Source organism: Stenotrophomonas cyclobalanopsidis (genome assembly GCF_008710035.1).
GTDB classification, from domain to species: Bacteria; Pseudomonadota; Gammaproteobacteria; order Xanthomonadales; family Xanthomonadaceae; genus Stenotrophomonas; species Stenotrophomonas cyclobalanopsidis.
The window spans coordinates 67,224-82,550 of record NZ_VYKI01000016.1 but is presented as its reverse complement, the minus strand read 5'-3'; the positions used below and the strand labels follow the sequence as shown (position 1 = coordinate 82,550).

The window sequence follows — 15,327 nt, the reverse complement described above, 5'->3', positions numbered from 1 at the left end:
CCCCCGGCGTGGTGGGCTGGTCTTTGTGGGGGGGGGTGGGGTGCCCCCCCCCCCCCCCCCCCCCCCCCCTCGACTCTACGTTTCAGGGCAGGGTCAATCGCGCTTGCGCGATTCCAGCAGGTCCAGGTTGCGGATCAGGCGCCGCGAGATCTCGTCTGAGATCACCCCGCGCCGGGTCAGGCGGAACAGCTCCTCGCGCTCGGCGTTCAGGCCGGCACTGCGCAGCTGGCGGTAGCCCTGCTCCATCCGGTTCACCTTCTCCGGGTCCACGTCGGGGCCGTCGCTGTCCTTTTCCAGATGGCGCTGGTACAGCAGGCTGACCCGCGAGGCCGCGTCGTTGTACAGCTGCACGTTCTCGGTGTTCTGGTTCATCACCAGCTGCTGGCGCATGCGCTCCACCCCGGCCAGGGCGGCCTTGGAGGACAGCTTGCGGGCCAGGTCCTCTTCCTTGCGTTCGCCCGAATCGGCCGGCAGCTGCAGGCCCTTCAGCAGCTGCGGCAGCGCCACGCTGGCGCCGACCAGCGAGAACAGGATGACCGCCGCAGCCAGGAAGATCACCAGGTCACGCGCCGGGAAGGCGCTGCCATCAGGCAGGAACAGCGGCAGGGTCAGCACGCCGGCCAGGGTGATGGCACCACGCACGCCGGCCACCGAGGTCGCCACCACGATGCGCCAGTTCGGGGCCTCGCCCCGCTCCAGGCCACGGCGGCGCGCGCGCAGCAGGTTCCAGCGCAGCGACAGCCACACCCACAGCAGGCGCAGCGCGATCAGTGCGGCATTGATGACCAGCACGTACACCAGCAGCCACCAGGCGCTCTGGTGGCCTGTCTCGTTCATGGTGGTGGTGGCGCGCTCGACGATGCCCGGCAGCTGCTCGCCCAGCAGCACGAACATGATGCCGTTGAAGCTGAACTGCAGCATGTTCCAGACGCCCGCACGCTGCACGCGCATGCTGCCCGACACGCGGCCGGTCAGCTCGACGTAGCTCATCGCGATGCCGGCGGCGACTGCGGCGAGGATGCCCGAGGCGTGGATTTCTTCGGCCAGCAGGTAGGCCGCGAACGGGATCAGCAGGTTGACCAGCATCGCCGCGCCGGGCTCTTCGCCGAAGCGGCGCCACAGCCAGCGCTGGAACGTGGACACGCCCAGAGTGACTGCCACGCCCACCGCCAGGCCGGCCACGGCCACCCACAGGAAAGTCAGCGAGGCGGTGGCCAGCGAGAAGCTGCCAGTCATCACCGCGGCCACGGCGAAGCGGAAGCAGACCAGGCCGGAGGCATCGTTGAGCAGCGATTCGCCTTCCAGGATGTGCATCAGGCGCTTGGGAATGGGCGCCTTGGCAGCGATCGCACCGACAGCCACCGGGTCGGTGGGCGAGACGATGGCGGCCAGCGCGAAGCACACCGCCAGCGGCATCACCGGAATCATCCAGTGGATCAGCAGGCCGGCGCCGATGACCGTGAACACCACCAGGCCGAAGGCCAGTTCGAGGATCGCGCCTTTATCGCGGAACAGGCCCTGTTTGGGAATGCGCCAGCCATCGAGGAACAGCAGCGGCGGCAGGAACAGCAGGAAGAACACTTCCGGTTCCAGCGCGTGGCCGCGGTTGAACACGCCGGCGATGACCGCGCCCAGCGCAATCTGCACCAGCGGCAGGGGCAATGAGAATGGCAGGACGCGAACCAGGTAACCGCTGGCGACAACGGCTACCAGCATCGCCAGGACGACTTCGATGGTGTGCATGCTTCTTCCAGGAAGCGGCGCGTGGGGCCCGGAAAAACCGGTGTGCGCCGGAGACTGGAAAAAAGTTAACACAGCAGGCCGTCGCTGCGGCCCGCTGTGTGAATGCGCGTCAGGGCAGCGACAGCAAACGCTGCTGGATCCAGCCGCTGATGTCCCGCTGCATGTCCGCCGACAGCGTGTGGCCAACGGGGTAGCCACGCAGCTGGTGGGCCACGCCGAGCGCCTGCAGGCGCGCGGCGGCGGATTCGGCCAGCGTGTACGGCAGCTTGTCGTCGGCGTAGCCGTGCACCAGCAGGCCGTCCAGCCCGGCATCGGCGATGTCGGCCGGCACGTGCGGGGCGATCTCCGGCAGGATGCGCCCGCACAGCACGCCGAACGACTTCACCCGCTGCGGCTGGGTCAGGGCGACGCTGGCACTCATGATGCCGCCCTGGCTGAAGCCGGCCAGCACGGTCTGCCGCGCGTCCACGCCGAGCCGCTGCTGCTGCGCCGCAAGCCACTCGCCCAGCAGCAGGCGCGACTGTTCGGCCTGAGTCGGGTCAATCACCGGCCCCTGCGCGCCGAAGCGCACGGTGAACCAGCCGAACGCCTGCGGCCCGAACACCAGCGGCCCGCGCGGCAGCAGCACGTGCAGGCGCGGATCGAGCGCCTGGGCCAGGCCGGCCAGCGACTGCTCGTTGCTGCCCACGCCATGCAGCAGCACCACCAGCCCCTGCGCGGTGCCCTGCGCCGGGCGCTCCAGCATAGGCAGCTCCGCGCTCATGCGGCCACCGCCGCAGCGCTGCCATCGAAGCGGTAGATATCCATCGCCAGCATGCCGGCGTCGATGCCCGCATCGATGCGCTGCGCACCGAAGCCACCCTCGCCTGCTGCGCCCATCGCGAAGTACAGCGGCAGCAGGTGCTCATCGGTGGGATGCGCGCGCTCGGCAAACGGTGCCTGGCGGCGGTAGTCGAACAGCGCGTCGCGATCGTTGGCGGCCAGGCGCTGCTCCACCCATTCGATGAAGGGGCGCACATAGGGGGCTTCCTTGCCGTCCTGGTAATCGCGCCAGTCGTGCAGGTTGTGGGTGATGCTGCCCGAACCGATCAGCAGTACGCCCTGCTCGCGCAGCGGTGCCAGCGCGCGGCCCAGCGCGTACTGGTGCTGTGGGCCCAGCATCGGCTGGATCGACACCGGCACCACCGGAATGTCGGCCTGCGGGCGCAGCATGCGCAGCGGCACCCACGCGCCGTGGTCGAGGCCGCGCTGCGGGTCGATGGCCACCGGCAGTCCGGCGGCGGCGATGCGGCCGGCGACTTCTTCGGCCAGCGCCGGGTCGCCCGGGGCCGGGTACTGCAGTTCGAACAGCTCGCGCGGGAAACCACCGAAATCATGGATGGTCGGCGGCTGCGGGTGCGTGCCGACCAGCGGCTGGCGGGCGAGCCAGTGCGCCGAGGCGATGACGATCGCGCGCGGCGTCGGCAGGTCGCGGGCCAGCTCGGCCAGGCGCACGCCGACCTGGCCCGGATGCAGGGCGGTCATCGGCGAACCATGGGAGATGTACAGCGAAGGCAGGCGGGACATGGGAACCTCCAGGAATTCTTTCAGGGGGCGATCAGCGCGAACGCAGGGTCCAGCGGCCATCGCCCAGCAGGAACAGCACGACCAGGGCCACGGCCCAGAACACCGGGTATTCCCAGCCGCCGCCACTGTTGGCGAAGCTGAAACCGTTGGCGCCGTGCACGGTGACGATGGTGCCCAGCAGCAGCGGCACGCCCAGCAGGCCGATCCAGCGCGCGTAGATGCCCAGCAGCAGGGCGGTGGCCAGGCCGAGTTCGGCAACAATCGTGATATAGCCCAGCGCACCGGGCAGGCCCAGCGACTGGAAATAGGCCGCCGTGCCAGCCGGGGTGAACACCAGCAGCTTGGTCAGGCCGTGGGCCAGGAACAGGCCGCCCAGCGCCAGCCGCAGCAGGGTGGCGGCATAGGGGGCGAGCGGTGACAACGAACGGGAAGGGGCAGACATGGCAGGCACCTCGGAAGGAGTGAGCACAGCTTATTGCGCTCACCAGGGCCGATAAATACGATGATCTGACCGTATTTGTTGCAGAAGGCGAAACAATGGACACCCTGGATGCGATGCGTGTGTTCGTGGCGGTGGTCGAGCGCAATGGCTTCAGTGCCGCCGCCCAGGCGCTGGACATGTCCACGGCCGGGGTGACCCGGCAGGTGGCCGCGCTGGAAAAGCGCCTGTCCACCCGCCTGCTCCACCGCACCACGCGGCGGGTCAGCCCCACCAGCGCGGGCGCGGCCTACTACGCGCAGTGCGTGCGCCTGCTGGCCGAGTTCGATGCGCTGGAAGCGAGCATCGGCGCCCAGGCGCTGGAGCCCTCGGGCATGCTGCGCATCAACGCGCCGGTCAGCTGGGGCATCGCCCGCCTCGGCCCGCTGCTGGCCGGCTACCGCCAGCGCTTCCCGCAGGTGGAGCTGGACCTGGCGCTGTCCGACCGCCTGGTGGACATGGTGGAAGAAGGCTATGACGTGGCCATCCGCATCACCCGCGAACCGAGCCCGGCGCTGATCGCGCGGCGGCTGGGCCAGGCCCGCATCACGCTGTGTGCTGCGCCGTCCTATCTGGCCGCACGTGGCACGCCGCGCACCCCGCAGGACCTGGAACAGCACGACTGCCTCGGCTACAGCTACTGGGCCTCGGGCAACCAGTGGCCACTGCAGGGACCCGGCGGCGAAACGCGGGTGACGGTGAACAGCATCCTGCAGGCCAACAACGGCGACGTGCTGCGCGAAGCGGCCATCGCCGGCATGGGCGTGATCCTGCAGCCGGATTTCCTGCTGGAGGACGCGCTGGCCGATGGCCGCCTGGTGCGCGTGCTGCCGGAATGGGACGTGCCCATGATCGGCATCTTTGCCGTCTACACCAGCCGCAGCCACCTGGCACCGAAGGTGCGCAGCTTCATTGATTATCTGGTGGATGCGGGGGTGTGACGCCGGCGCTTCGCGCTCGCCGGGCATGGCCCGGCGCTACCGGGTTGGGCCGCGTGACGTTCCCGCGCTTCGCGCTCGCCGGGCATGGCCCGGCGGATCTACCTGTCAGGCGACGACTTCATCCAGCGAATCGATGATCTTTTCCAGCGGCGCCGGCCGCCCCAGCAGGTAGCCCTGCACCTGGTCGCAGCCGTGCGCGGCCAGCCAGTTCAGCTGGCCCGGTGTTTCCACGCCCTCGGCGATGATGGTCAGCCCCATGCTGTGGCCCAGCGACAGCAGTGCGCGGCAGATCGAGGCGTTGCGCGGATTGGTTTCCACATCCGCCACGAAGCTGCGGTCGATCTTCAGGATGTCCAGCGGCAGGTGCTGCAGGTAGGACATGCTGGAGTAACCCGTGCCGAAATCATCCAGCGACACGCAGATGCCCTGCTCGTGCAGGCGCTGCATGGTCTGCATCGCCTGCGCCGGCTTGCGCATCAGGCTGCTCTCGGTCAGCTCCACGTGCAGTGCGCCGCGGGCCAGGCCGAACTCCTTCTGGGCGCGGGTGAACTCGGCCACCAGGTCACTGTTGAAGAACTGCACCGCCGACACGTTCACCGCGATCGACAGCTCGCCCCAGCCGGCATCCACCAGCCGCCGCTGTGCCTGTGCGGCAGCGCGGATCACCCAGCGCCCCAGCGCCAGGATCAGACCGGTGTCTTCGCACAGCTGGATGAACTCGCTGGGCGGAATGAAACTGCCATCGGCCTGCGGCCAGCGCAGCAGCGCCTCCAGCGCCACCGGGCTGCCGTCGCTGGCATGGCGGATCGGCTGGAAATACAGCTGGAATTCGCTGTCGATGGCCGCATGGATGCGCGCGGCCAGGCGCAGGCGGTCGGCCAGGCGGGTGGTCACCGCGCTATCGAACCAGGCCACCACGTTGCCTTCGGCGCGTGCGGCATGCGCGGCCTGCGCGGCCATACCGATCACCTGCTCGGCGCTGTGGCCATCGCCCTCGACATGCACGGCCATGCCGATGCGCGGTTCGAACTGGTGCAGGGAATCCTTGCCGCGCATCGGTGCCGAGACGATCTGCAGCAGGTCATCCAGCGCAAGCTGCGCGGGGTGCTCGCCACCGATGGCCAGCACGAAGTCCTCGGCCGGCTGGAAGGCCAGCGTACCGAAGCGCGCCCCCAACCCGCCCAGCCGCAGCGCCATCGACTGCAGCACCGCATCGCCGATCTCGCGGCCCAGCGTATCGGCCACCAGCTGCAGGCCACGCAGCTGCACATAGGCGATGGTGTAGCCGCCTTCCTGTGCGTCCAGCTGCTCGGTCAGCGCGCGCACGGTCAGCAGGCCGGTGTCCGGGTTGTGCCGCGCGCGGTAGGCCAGGTCACGCTCGTAGGCCAGGCGCTCGCTGACATCCTCGGCCAGCACCAGGCAGGCCGGGCGGCCGTCGAAATCCAGCATGGACAGGTGCGCGCGCACCTCGAACTCGCTGCCATCGCGGCGCCGGTGCATGCGTACCGTCGACTCCGGCAGTCCATCCACGCGTGCCCGTGCAATGGCCCCCATCACCTCGTCCCACCCGCCGCGCGGACGAATGTCGAGGATGCTCATCTGCAGGAATTCCTCGCGGCTGTAGCCGTACTGCTCGACAGCCGCCTGGTTGACTTCAAGAAAGCGCAGGCTGCTCGGATCGAACACCCAGAACGGTGCCGGATTGCGGTCGAACAGCAGGCGGAAGCGGCGCTCTGCGCGGCTCATCTGTTCGCGCGCACGGTAGCGCTCGGTCTGGTCGGTCAGCGCGCCGATCATGCGGCGCTGGCGGTCGGCCACTTCCACCCGCTGGCCGCGTGCGGCCACCCAGCGCACCTGGCCACCGGGCAGCACCAGCCGGAACTCCTGGTCCAGGACCGCGTTGCCGGCGAAGGACTGCTCGAACGCACGCTGCAGTCGCTCACTGTCCTCACGGTGCACGCGGGTGAAAAAGTCGGACAAAGGCAGCGAGTCGGCCGGAATGCCAAAGATCTCGCGGGCCAGCGGCGACCAGTGCAGCTGCGCGGCATCCTCGTCCACGTGCCAGGTGCATACGCGTCCGACCTGGTTGGCCAACGCAAGTTCGGCACTGCCGGTGCGCAGTTCCTCGGCCATCGACTGATGGCTGCGGGTGCTGCGGCGCACCGCGTACAGCAGCACCAGCAGCACGGCGATGTAGGCCAGCACAATGGCCACTGCTGCCTGCAGGTAGGGCCACCAGGGCGCCAGCACATCCTCGTCGGCCAACCCGACCTGCACCGCCAGCGGGCTGTGCTGCAGCGTGCTGATGGTGGAGATACGCGGAATGCCATCTACCGCGCCGGGGATGCTGCCCAGTTCCACCACGGCAGCACGACCCAGCAGGTCGCGTCCCGGCAGGTGATAGCGATGGCCCACCGTCGCCTGCGGGTCCGGCACCCGTGCCAGCATGGCACCATCGCGGTCACTGATCGACACCAGTCCATGGGGGCCGACGTCCAGGCCACTGACAATGCGCTGCAGCTCGTCGCAGCGCAGGCGCGCCAGTAGCCAGCGGTCGCCCGCCATCGGCAGCGCCAGCGGCACCACCCAGCTGCCATCGATGACCTGCTGCGGCGGGCCGAGGTACAGCGCGCTGCCCTGCCCGCGCCGCTGCGGGTCGGTCCACAGCGGCAGCTGCAGGTCGCCCTTGCCGGCGGTCAGCGCGCGCCCGAAGGTATCGAGCACGACGATGCTGTGCAGTTCGGCGTGGCGGGCCAGCACACCGTCAATGGACGCATCCAGCAGCGCCGGAGCCTGCCCCGGCACGCTGCGGAACAGTTCGGCGGCATCGGCGGCGATGCCGCTCATGGCCCGTTCCAGGTTGCGCAGTTCCATCGCCAGCAGCCGCTCGGTGCCCACGGCCATGGCACGGCTCTGCCGCTGCGCGGCTTCCAGCCGGCGCTGGTAGTCGTTGGCCAGCATCACCGCCAGCACCACGGCCAGCAGCGCGCCCACGGCGATGCCGCCCCAGGTGATGGCGCGCAGCGGCCGGGCCAACGCGCGTTTCAACGCTGGCATCGGTCGGTGTTCCCTGTGCAGACGACTGGCTTCATGCGCGAACGATTCCTCCACATCCCCGACCAGAGCGGCCGCAGATCAGCATTCTTGACGCCTGGGTCTGTCCGGTGCGCCACCTCCCCGCGGCTGCACCGGCATGCAGCCCCCAGCATGCACCCTGTCGATGACGGCGTGAAGATCGTCGGCGCGTGTTCAGCCAGATCGCGCACAGCGCTGCCCCCGTGGCGGAGCGGCCAGCACATGCGCAGGGGATTAGACTTGGGGTTTTCCCGCTGCAAGAGAAGTCCATGTCCAAGCTGCGCCGTCCCACCCTGGCGCTGGCCATCGTCGCCAGCCTGTCCCTGGCCGCCTGCGACCGCCCGGCCGAACCGGCCGCCGGCACCGCCGCGCCGGCCGCTGCCACCCCTGCCCCGGCCAAGCCGATGCTGGGCAGCTTCGGCTTCGATGCCAGCGGCATGGACCGCAGCATCGCCGCCGGCGACGACTTCTTCGGCTTCGCCAACGGCACCTGGGTGAAGAACACCGAGATCCCGGCCGACCGTTCGCGCTTTGGCAGCTTCAACGTCATCGCCGAAAAGACCCAGGCCGATACCCGCGCGATCCTCGAAGGCGCGGCCGGCAATGCGCAGGCCAGCGGCGATGACAAGCTGATCGGCGACTACTACGCCGCGTTCATGGACGAGGCCGGCATCGAGAAGCGCGGCCTGGCCCCGGTGCAGCCGCAGCTGGCCGCGATCGGCGGCATCGCCGACAAGGCAGCCCTGGCACGTGCGCTGGGTGGCGACATGCGCGCCGACGTCGACCTGCTCAACGCCACCAACTTCTACACCGACCGCCTCTTCGGTCTGTGGGTGTCGGTGGACATGCTGCAGCCGGACCGCAACGCGCCGTACCTGGTGCAGGGCGGCCTGGGCATGCCCGACCGCGATTTCTACCTGGGTGATGGGCGCATGGCCGAGCTGCGCAAGCAGTACCAGGCCTACATCGCGCAGGTGCTGCAGCTGGCCGGCGTGGCCGACCCGGCCGGCAAGGCGCAGCGCATCCTCGCGCTGGAAACCAGGATCGCCCAGGCCCACGCCAGCCAGGAAGAAACCAACAACGTGACCCTGGGTGCCAACCCGTGGACGCAGGCGGACTTCAACGCCAAGGCACCGGGCATGGACTGGGCGGCGTTCCTGGACGCGGCCAAGCTGGGCCAGCAGCAGGACTTCATCGTGTGGCAGCCGAAGGCCGTCGCCGGCCTGTCCAGGCTGGTGGCCACCGAGCCGCTGGACGTGTGGAAGGATTACATGACCTTCCACGCGCTGGACCGTGCCGCCGCCTATCTGCCGAAGAAATTCGCCGATGCCCGCTTCGCCTTCCACGGCACCGCGCTGAGCGGCACCCCCCAGCAGAGCGAGCGCTGGAAGCGTGCGGTGGACGATGCCAACCACGCCGTGGGTGAGGCCATCGGCAAGCGCTACGTGGAGAAGCACTTCGACGCCAGCACCAAGGAACGCGCGGACGAGATGGCGAAGAACATCATCGCCGCCTTCGCCAAGCGCATCGACGCGCTGGCCTGGATGTCGCCGCAGACCAAGGCGCACGCCAAGGCCAAGGTGGCCGGCCTGACCGTGGGAATGGGCTACCCGGACACCTGGCGCGACTACACCGGCCTGGAGATCCGCCGTGACGATCCGCTGGGCAATGCGCAGCGGGCCGAGCAGTTCGAGTACGCGCGCAACGTCGCCAAGCTGGGCAAGCCGGTCGACCACAACGAATGGGCGATGCTGCCGCAGACCATCAACGCGATGAACGTGCCGCTGGAAAACCGCCTGGTGTTCCCGGCCGCGATCCTGCAGCCGCCGTTCTTCGACGGCGCTGCCGACGACGCGGTGAACTACGGTGCCATCGGCGCGGTGATCGGCCACGAGATCAGCCATGGCTTCGACAACGCCGGCGCGCTGTTCGATGAAACCGGCAAGCTGCACAACTGGTGGACGGCCGAGGACCTCAAGCAGTTCAACGCCGCCGGCGATGCACTGGCTGCGCAGTTCAGCAGCTATGAGCCGTTCCCCGGCGTGCACGTCAACGGCAAGCTGACCCTGGGCGAGAACATCGCCGACGTGGCCGGCCTGGGCACCGCCTACGATGCCTACCAGCTGTCGCTGCAGGGCAAGCCGGGCCAGACCCTGGAAGGCTTCACGCCAGACCAGCGCTTCTTCCTCGGCTTCGCCCAGGCGTGGCGCAGCAAGAGCCGCGAGCAGGCCCTGCGCAACGGCCTGCTGACCGACGTGCACGCACCGGGCCAGTACCGTGCGCTGACCGTGCGCAACATCGACGCCTGGTACCCGGCGTTTGAAGTGAAGGAAGGCCAGAAGCTGTACCTGGCCCCGGACAAGCGGGTCAAGGTGTGGTGATGTGATGCGAACGGGCGCCGAAAGGCGCCCGTTTTTTCATGGGATGTGACGTGCCATCCACGCGTGGCGTGGAGCTACGGGCGGCGCGTCGTCATCACGACGAGGGTGGCCACCGCCGCGAACCCGGCCGCCGCCCACAGGTTGGCCTTCAAACCGATGCCATCCACCAGCAGCCCACCACCCCACGCACCCAGCGCGATGCCGATGTTGAACACGCCCACATACAGCGCGGTGGCGATCTCCACCGCCTGCGGCACGGCCTTCATCATCCACGTCATCAAGCCCACCGATACCCCGCCATAGGCCAGGCCCCACAGCAGCAGCACGGCAACACCACCGGCCGGCGTCCCCCCCACCGACAGCAACAGCAGCGGCGTCAGCAGCAGAGCCAGCGCGATGGCCAGCAGCACCCCGCGCGGGCGCCTGGCCGACAAGGGCCCGACCATGAAGTTGCCGAGGATGCCGGCCAGGCCGTAGGCAAACAGCAGCGCGCCGATCCACGACGCGTCGACCTGCGCCAGCGTGATCAACAGTGGCCGCACGTAGGTAAAGGCGATGAAGTGCCCGGCCACCAGCAGCAGGGTCAGCAGCAGCCCCATCTGCAGCCCACGATCACCCAGCTGCTGCAAGAAGTGGCGCGCACGCACCGAACCTTCCACCGGCAGCGCCGGTACCACCCACAGATGCAGCAGCAGGACCAGGCCACTGAACACGGCCATGGCCACGAACGCCCAGCGCCATCCCAGCGCCTCGCCGATCAGTGCGCCCAAGGGCACGCCCAGCACCGAGGCCGCGGCCACGCCACCGAAGATGATCGACGTGGCCAGGCCGATGCGTGGCGTCGGCACAAGCCGCGCTGCCAGCCCACCGGCGATGGCCCAGATGCCGCCCATGCAGAAGCCCACCAGCACGCGCGCCGCCAGCAGCCAGCCGATGCCCGGGGCAAGTGCCGAAGCGAGGTTGGCCAGCAGCAACAGACCCAGCAGCGCGCACAGGATGCGACGTCGATCAAGACCACCGGCAACGACGACCACCAGCGGCGCGAACAGGGCCGCCAGCAGCGCAGGCAGGGAGATCATCAGGCCGGCAGTGCCTGCCGACGTGCCAAGGTGATCGGCGATCAGCGTCAGCAGGCCGACGGGCAGCATCTCGGTGGTGACCACCGAGAACGTGGCCAGGCCGATGGCAGAGACCGCCCACCAGGGATGACGGGGCGTGGACGGGGGCAATGCGGGTGAAGCGGCCTTCATGCAGACGTTCCTTCAGCAGCCAGGGGAGAGGCGGGACAGCGCAGGGCGCGCTGCGCGAGCGCGGCAGACAGCAGCACGCCGGCCCCGGCACAGAGGGCGACGACGAAGCCCGCGCGCACGCCACCGGTATCGACCACCTGGCCGGACAGTGCCGCGCCCAGCGCCACGCCAACGTTCAGGCCGGCCAGCAGCCAGGTCATGCCTTCGGTGAGGCGCGCGGCGGACACGCGTTGTTCGACCAGCGACATCGCCACGATCATCGTCGGCGCGAAGAACATCCCGGCCAGCAGTACTGCCACCGTCAGCGCCGGCAGGTTGCCAACCCACGGCAGCGGCAAGGTGCTCGATGCGGTGGCCAGCGCCCCAACCAGCAGCAGGTGGTGCAGCGGCGTCTTCAACTTCAGCGCACCAAACACCAGCCCGGCGCTGCAGCTGCCCAGGGCGTATGCCGACAACACCAGGCTGGCTGCCATGGCCTGGCCACGCTGCTCGGCGAAGGCCACGCTGGTGATGTCGACGGTGCCGACGATCACCCCCATCGCCAGCATCAGCAGCACCAGCCACGCGATGCCCGGTTGTCGCAGCAGTGAGTCTGGCCGTTCGCCGTCGGCCTGCAGCGGCCGTGGCGCGGGTTCGGTGCCACGCTGCAGGACCAGCGCGGCGACACCCGCCACCAGCAACACGGCAGCGGCCAGGACCCCGGCCTGCGGCCAGACCGCGACCGAAAGACCGACAGACAACGGTGGCCCGGCAATGAAGGTAACTTCGTCGAACACCGTTTCCAGCGAGTACGCGGTCTGCAGCTCCACGCGCCCACAATGGATCGCGCTCCAGCGCGCGCGCACCATCGCCGAAATGCTGGGCATGCACCCGGCCAACGCTGCGCTGGCAAACAGGGTCCACGTGGGGGCACCGAACGCGGTGCTGGACAGCAGCAACAGCAGGCCCAGCGCACTGAGCACGGTGGCCAGCGGCAACACCCTGCCCTGGCCGTGGCGGTCGACCTGCCGCGAGATCTGCGGCGACAGCAGCGCATAGGTGAGCACGAAGGTCGCCGACACCGCGCCGGCCAGCGCATAGCTGCCGCGCAGCTGCGCGATGAGGGTGATGATGCCGATGCCGGTCATCGGCAGGGGCAGTCGGGCTACCAGCCCGGCAACAGCCAGACCAGCGGTACCGGGGGCAGCAAACAGATCGCGATAGGGGGTGGCCACGCAGGTTCTCCAAGGCAGCGGCTTGCCTGGCGCCGGCGGCGCCACGACAATACATACAGAGCGTATGAATAAGAGGCTACATTCATACGCGCCGTATGTAAATAATCATGCAAGCCGTATGTAAAGGAGCTGCCGATGGCCCGCCGTACCCGCGCCGAGATGGAAGAGACCCGCGCCAGCCTGCTGGCGACCGCCCGCCGGGTGTTCAGTGAGCACGGCTATGCCGCCACCTCGATGGATGACCTGACCGCCCAGGCCGGGCTGACCCGCGGTGCGCTGTACCACCATTTCGGCGACAAGAAGGGCCTGCTGGCGGCGGTGGTCGCAGAACTCGACGCCGAGACGGACGTGCGCCTGCAGGCGATCAGCGATGCGGCCGACGACGCGTGGGAAGGGTTCGTGCAGCGCTGCCGCGCCTACCTGGACATGGCGCTGGAACCTGACATCCAGCGCATCGTGCTGCGTGATGCACGTGCGGTGCTGGGCGGCGCATCGCCGGAGTCACAGCGGTACTGCGTCAACTCGATGCAGCGGCTGATCGAACAGTTGATCGCGCAGGGCGTGGTAGTCGCTGTGGATGCGCAGGCACTGGCGTCGCTGATCTACGGCAGCCTGGCCGAAGCCGCGTTCTGGATTGCCGAAGGGGTGGAGGGTGATGCGCGCCTGCGGCAGGCGACGGCGGCGCTGCAGATGCTGCTGCGCGGGTTGAAGGTGGGCGGGTAAGGCCCATCCACGCGTGGCGTGGATCTACTGCTGCATGGCATGGCTCCGTAGAGCCACGCCATGCGTGGATCCGCGCGATGGATCAACGCACGGCCGGCCACTCGCGCAACACCTCCACCGGCACACCCACGCGTGCACACGCGCGGGTGGCCAGGCCATCGGGCAACGCGCGGCGGAACAGCGGCGCCATGCCCTGCATCAGCTTGGCCGACGCGGCTGCCTGCGTGCGCTGGCCGGCACTGCGTTCCAGCATCGCCTCGGCCCAGTCGGGCAGCAGCGCGGCACCGGCGCCAAGGAACACCGCGCGCGACAGGCCCGGCATCGGCACCGGCAGGTTGACCGCCGACAACACCTCCAGCACCTCGCGCGACCGGGCATCGGCCAGCAGCTCCGGCTGCCGCGCGCAGAAATAGGCGGCCACCTCCGCTTCGCTGCGCGGCACATCCACCGCACCCAAGGCCTCGGCCACGCAGCGGTACTCGTCGTAGTAGCGGTCGGCAATCTGCACCGGCACCTCGCGGCCGTAGCGACGATAGCCCTGCAGGAAACCGAACGCCTCGGTCACGTGCACCCATGTCAGCAGCTGCGGGTCGTCAGCCGCGTAGTCTTCGCCCTGCGCGGTGCGGCCGCGGATCTGCGCATGGATGCGGCGCACCTTGGCCACAAGTTTTTCCACTTCAGCAGCCGGCGCGTAGCTGGTGCCGGCGACGAACGCGGTGGTCCGGCGCAGGCGGCCGACCAGGTCCTGGCGGAAGTTGGAGTGGTCGTACACGCCGGCCAGCGCGCGCGGGTGCAGGGTCTGCAGCATCAGCGCACAGAGGCCGCCGGCCAGCATCGAGGGCAGCTCGGCGTGCATGCGCCAGGTCACGCTGTCCGGCCCGAACCAGCCGGGGTCGCCCAGTGGGTGGTCATAATCGATGCCGCTCTGGCCGCGCGGGAAGGCATCGAGCACCCAGCGCCGGATCGGCGCGGTGACGGGGCGGGAAAGGCGGTGCAGCAGCGGCGGCATCTTCGGTCCAGGCGTTGACGGAATCGGCCGCGATCTGCGCGGTCAGCCTCGATTCTGGGCGATACGGGCCGATGCAGCGAGCCCGTCGGCTCAGCCACGGTTCCATGTGCAGCCGCAGCACATTTCACCCTGCGACATCTTGACGCAGGCTCCCAGCGCGATGTTGCGCCGCACCAACATTCACCCATTCAGGCAAAACCCTTACGGCGCTAGGCATTCCACCCATTGCACGGCCCGCTGGAAGTGCTAGAACTGAACCCGCCACACCGTCCAATGCTGATCGACGCACGTTCCACAAGGGAGCCAGCCATGATTGCTTTGTTCAAGGGTTTGGGACTACTGCTTCGCGACAACGAGCTCTACCACAGCCCGTTCGACAAACAGGTCGCGCACTGGCGCAACCTCAGCGAGCAGCAGATCCGCGAAGAAGTGGCAGTGCTGGCCCAGGCCAAGTGCCAATGGCTGATCGCCTCGATCATCGGCTGGCAGGCGGCGTCCCTGCTCATCCTCGGGCTGATCGCCAACTACCTCTGGCGCGATGATTACCACATCACTTTCACCCGCGTGGTCGTCGTGTTCGGTTCGTGGGTGTCGATCCTGTTCGTGATCTGGTTCATGGCCAACATGTTCGACCAGCAGGCCGGTTTCGAGCGCTGGATGAAGGCGTTCAACAGCCGCGCCCGCATCACCTCCAAGGCCGACAGCGTCGAATGCGTGGCCGAAGCGCTGGACCTGGCCGAGCACTACCCGGAAGTGCTGGATTACAAGCAGGCTGTCACCAGCAGGCGCGAGCTGCGCCACGAGGACATCCGCATCATGACCGAGATCGGCCGCATGCGGCAGCACTCGGAACTGGTCGGCCGGCTCAACCATGTCGGCGAAAACGAACACCACCACGATCTGACCCTGCAGCCAGCCTACTGAGGCTGGCCCACGGGCCCGGGGAA

At 68.8% G+C, this 15,327-nt stretch carries 12 protein-coding genes; 4 read left to right on the top strand and 8 right to left on the bottom strand.

What is annotated here, in order from left to right; translation table 11 throughout:
* Window positions 1-93: 93 nt before the first annotated feature.
* The 4 genes from FJU31_RS13135 to FJU31_RS13120 all read right to left on the bottom strand — a co-directional run bounded on the left by FJU31_RS13135 (window position 94) and on the right by FJU31_RS13120 (window position 3,751).
* A complete protein-coding gene (locus FJU31_RS13135) occupies window positions 94-1,743 on the bottom strand; it encodes a Na+/H+ antiporter (RefSeq protein WP_108767592.1) in 1,650 nt (549 codons plus the stop codon).
* Between the two features lie 109 nt (window positions 1,744-1,852).
* Complete coding sequence (locus FJU31_RS13130) at window positions 1,853-2,488, bottom strand: alpha/beta hydrolase (RefSeq protein ID WP_223176412.1); 636 nt, start codon at window positions 2,486-2,488, stop codon at window positions 1,853-1,855.
* 14 nt (window positions 2,489-2,502) lie between these two features.
* Window positions 2,503-3,309: a dioxygenase family protein gene (locus FJU31_RS13125; RefSeq protein WP_108767590.1), complete on the bottom strand. Its 807-nt coding sequence runs from the start codon at window positions 3,307-3,309 to the stop codon at window positions 2,503-2,505.
* 31 nt (window positions 3,310-3,340) lie between these two features.
* Window positions 3,341-3,751 (bottom strand): DoxX family protein, encoded by a 411-nt coding sequence (locus FJU31_RS13120; protein ID WP_150455146.1) that lies wholly within the window; start codon window positions 3,749-3,751, stop codon window positions 3,341-3,343.
* A 95-nt stretch (window positions 3,752-3,846) separates the two neighbouring features.
* Between FJU31_RS13120 and FJU31_RS13115 the strand changes: the two genes are divergently transcribed.
* On the top strand, window positions 3,847-4,728 hold the full coding sequence (locus tag FJU31_RS13115) for a LysR family transcriptional regulator (protein ID WP_150455145.1): 882 nt from the start codon (window positions 3,847-3,849) through the stop codon (window positions 4,726-4,728).
* 105 nt (window positions 4,729-4,833) lie between these two features.
* On the opposite strand, the gene FJU31_RS13110 is transcribed toward FJU31_RS13115, so the two are convergent.
* A complete protein-coding gene (locus FJU31_RS13110; protein WP_246161336.1) occupies window positions 4,834-7,785 on the bottom strand; it encodes a bifunctional diguanylate cyclase/phosphodiesterase in 2,952 nt (983 codons plus the stop codon).
* A gap of 287 nt (window positions 7,786-8,072) precedes the next feature.
* Between FJU31_RS13110 and FJU31_RS13105 the strand changes: the two genes are divergently transcribed.
* A complete protein-coding gene (locus tag FJU31_RS13105) occupies window positions 8,073-10,184 on the top strand; it encodes a M13 family metallopeptidase (RefSeq protein WP_150455143.1) in 2,112 nt (703 codons plus the stop codon).
* Window positions 10,185-10,258: 74 nt separating this feature from the next.
* Here FJU31_RS13105 and FJU31_RS13100 read toward each other — a convergent pair whose 3' ends face one another.
* Together FJU31_RS13100 and FJU31_RS13095 are read right to left on the bottom strand one after the other, a co-directional pair.
* A complete protein-coding gene (locus FJU31_RS13100) occupies window positions 10,259-11,434 on the bottom strand; it encodes an MFS transporter (protein WP_150455142.1) in 1,176 nt (391 codons plus the stop codon).
* Complete coding sequence (locus FJU31_RS13095; protein WP_150455141.1) at window positions 11,431-12,648, bottom strand: MFS transporter; 1,218 nt, start codon at window positions 12,646-12,648, stop codon at window positions 11,431-11,433. Before FJU31_RS13095 ends, FJU31_RS13100 begins: the two co-directional genes overlap by 4 nt.
* Before the next feature lie 135 nt (window positions 12,649-12,783).
* On the opposite strand from FJU31_RS13095, the gene FJU31_RS13090 reads away from it, so the two are divergent.
* On the top strand, window positions 12,784-13,371 hold the full coding sequence (locus FJU31_RS13090) for a TetR/AcrR family transcriptional regulator (RefSeq protein ID WP_150455140.1): 588 nt from the start codon (window positions 12,784-12,786) through the stop codon (window positions 13,369-13,371).
* An 82-nt stretch (window positions 13,372-13,453) separates the two neighbouring features.
* On the opposite strand, the gene FJU31_RS13085 is transcribed toward FJU31_RS13090, so the two are convergent.
* Entirely contained in the window at window positions 13,454-14,380 is a 927-nt protein-coding gene (locus FJU31_RS13085) for an oxygenase MpaB family protein (protein ID WP_150455139.1), read from the bottom strand.
* 309 nt (window positions 14,381-14,689) lie between these two features.
* On the opposite strand from FJU31_RS13085, the gene FJU31_RS13080 reads away from it, so the two are divergent.
* Window positions 14,690-15,304 carry a hypothetical protein gene (locus tag FJU31_RS13080; RefSeq protein ID WP_150455138.1) on the top strand — a complete coding sequence of 205 codons (615 nt, stop codon included), beginning with the start codon at window positions 14,690-14,692 and terminating at the stop codon, window positions 15,302-15,304.
* Window positions 15,305-15,327 lie beyond the last annotated feature (23 nt).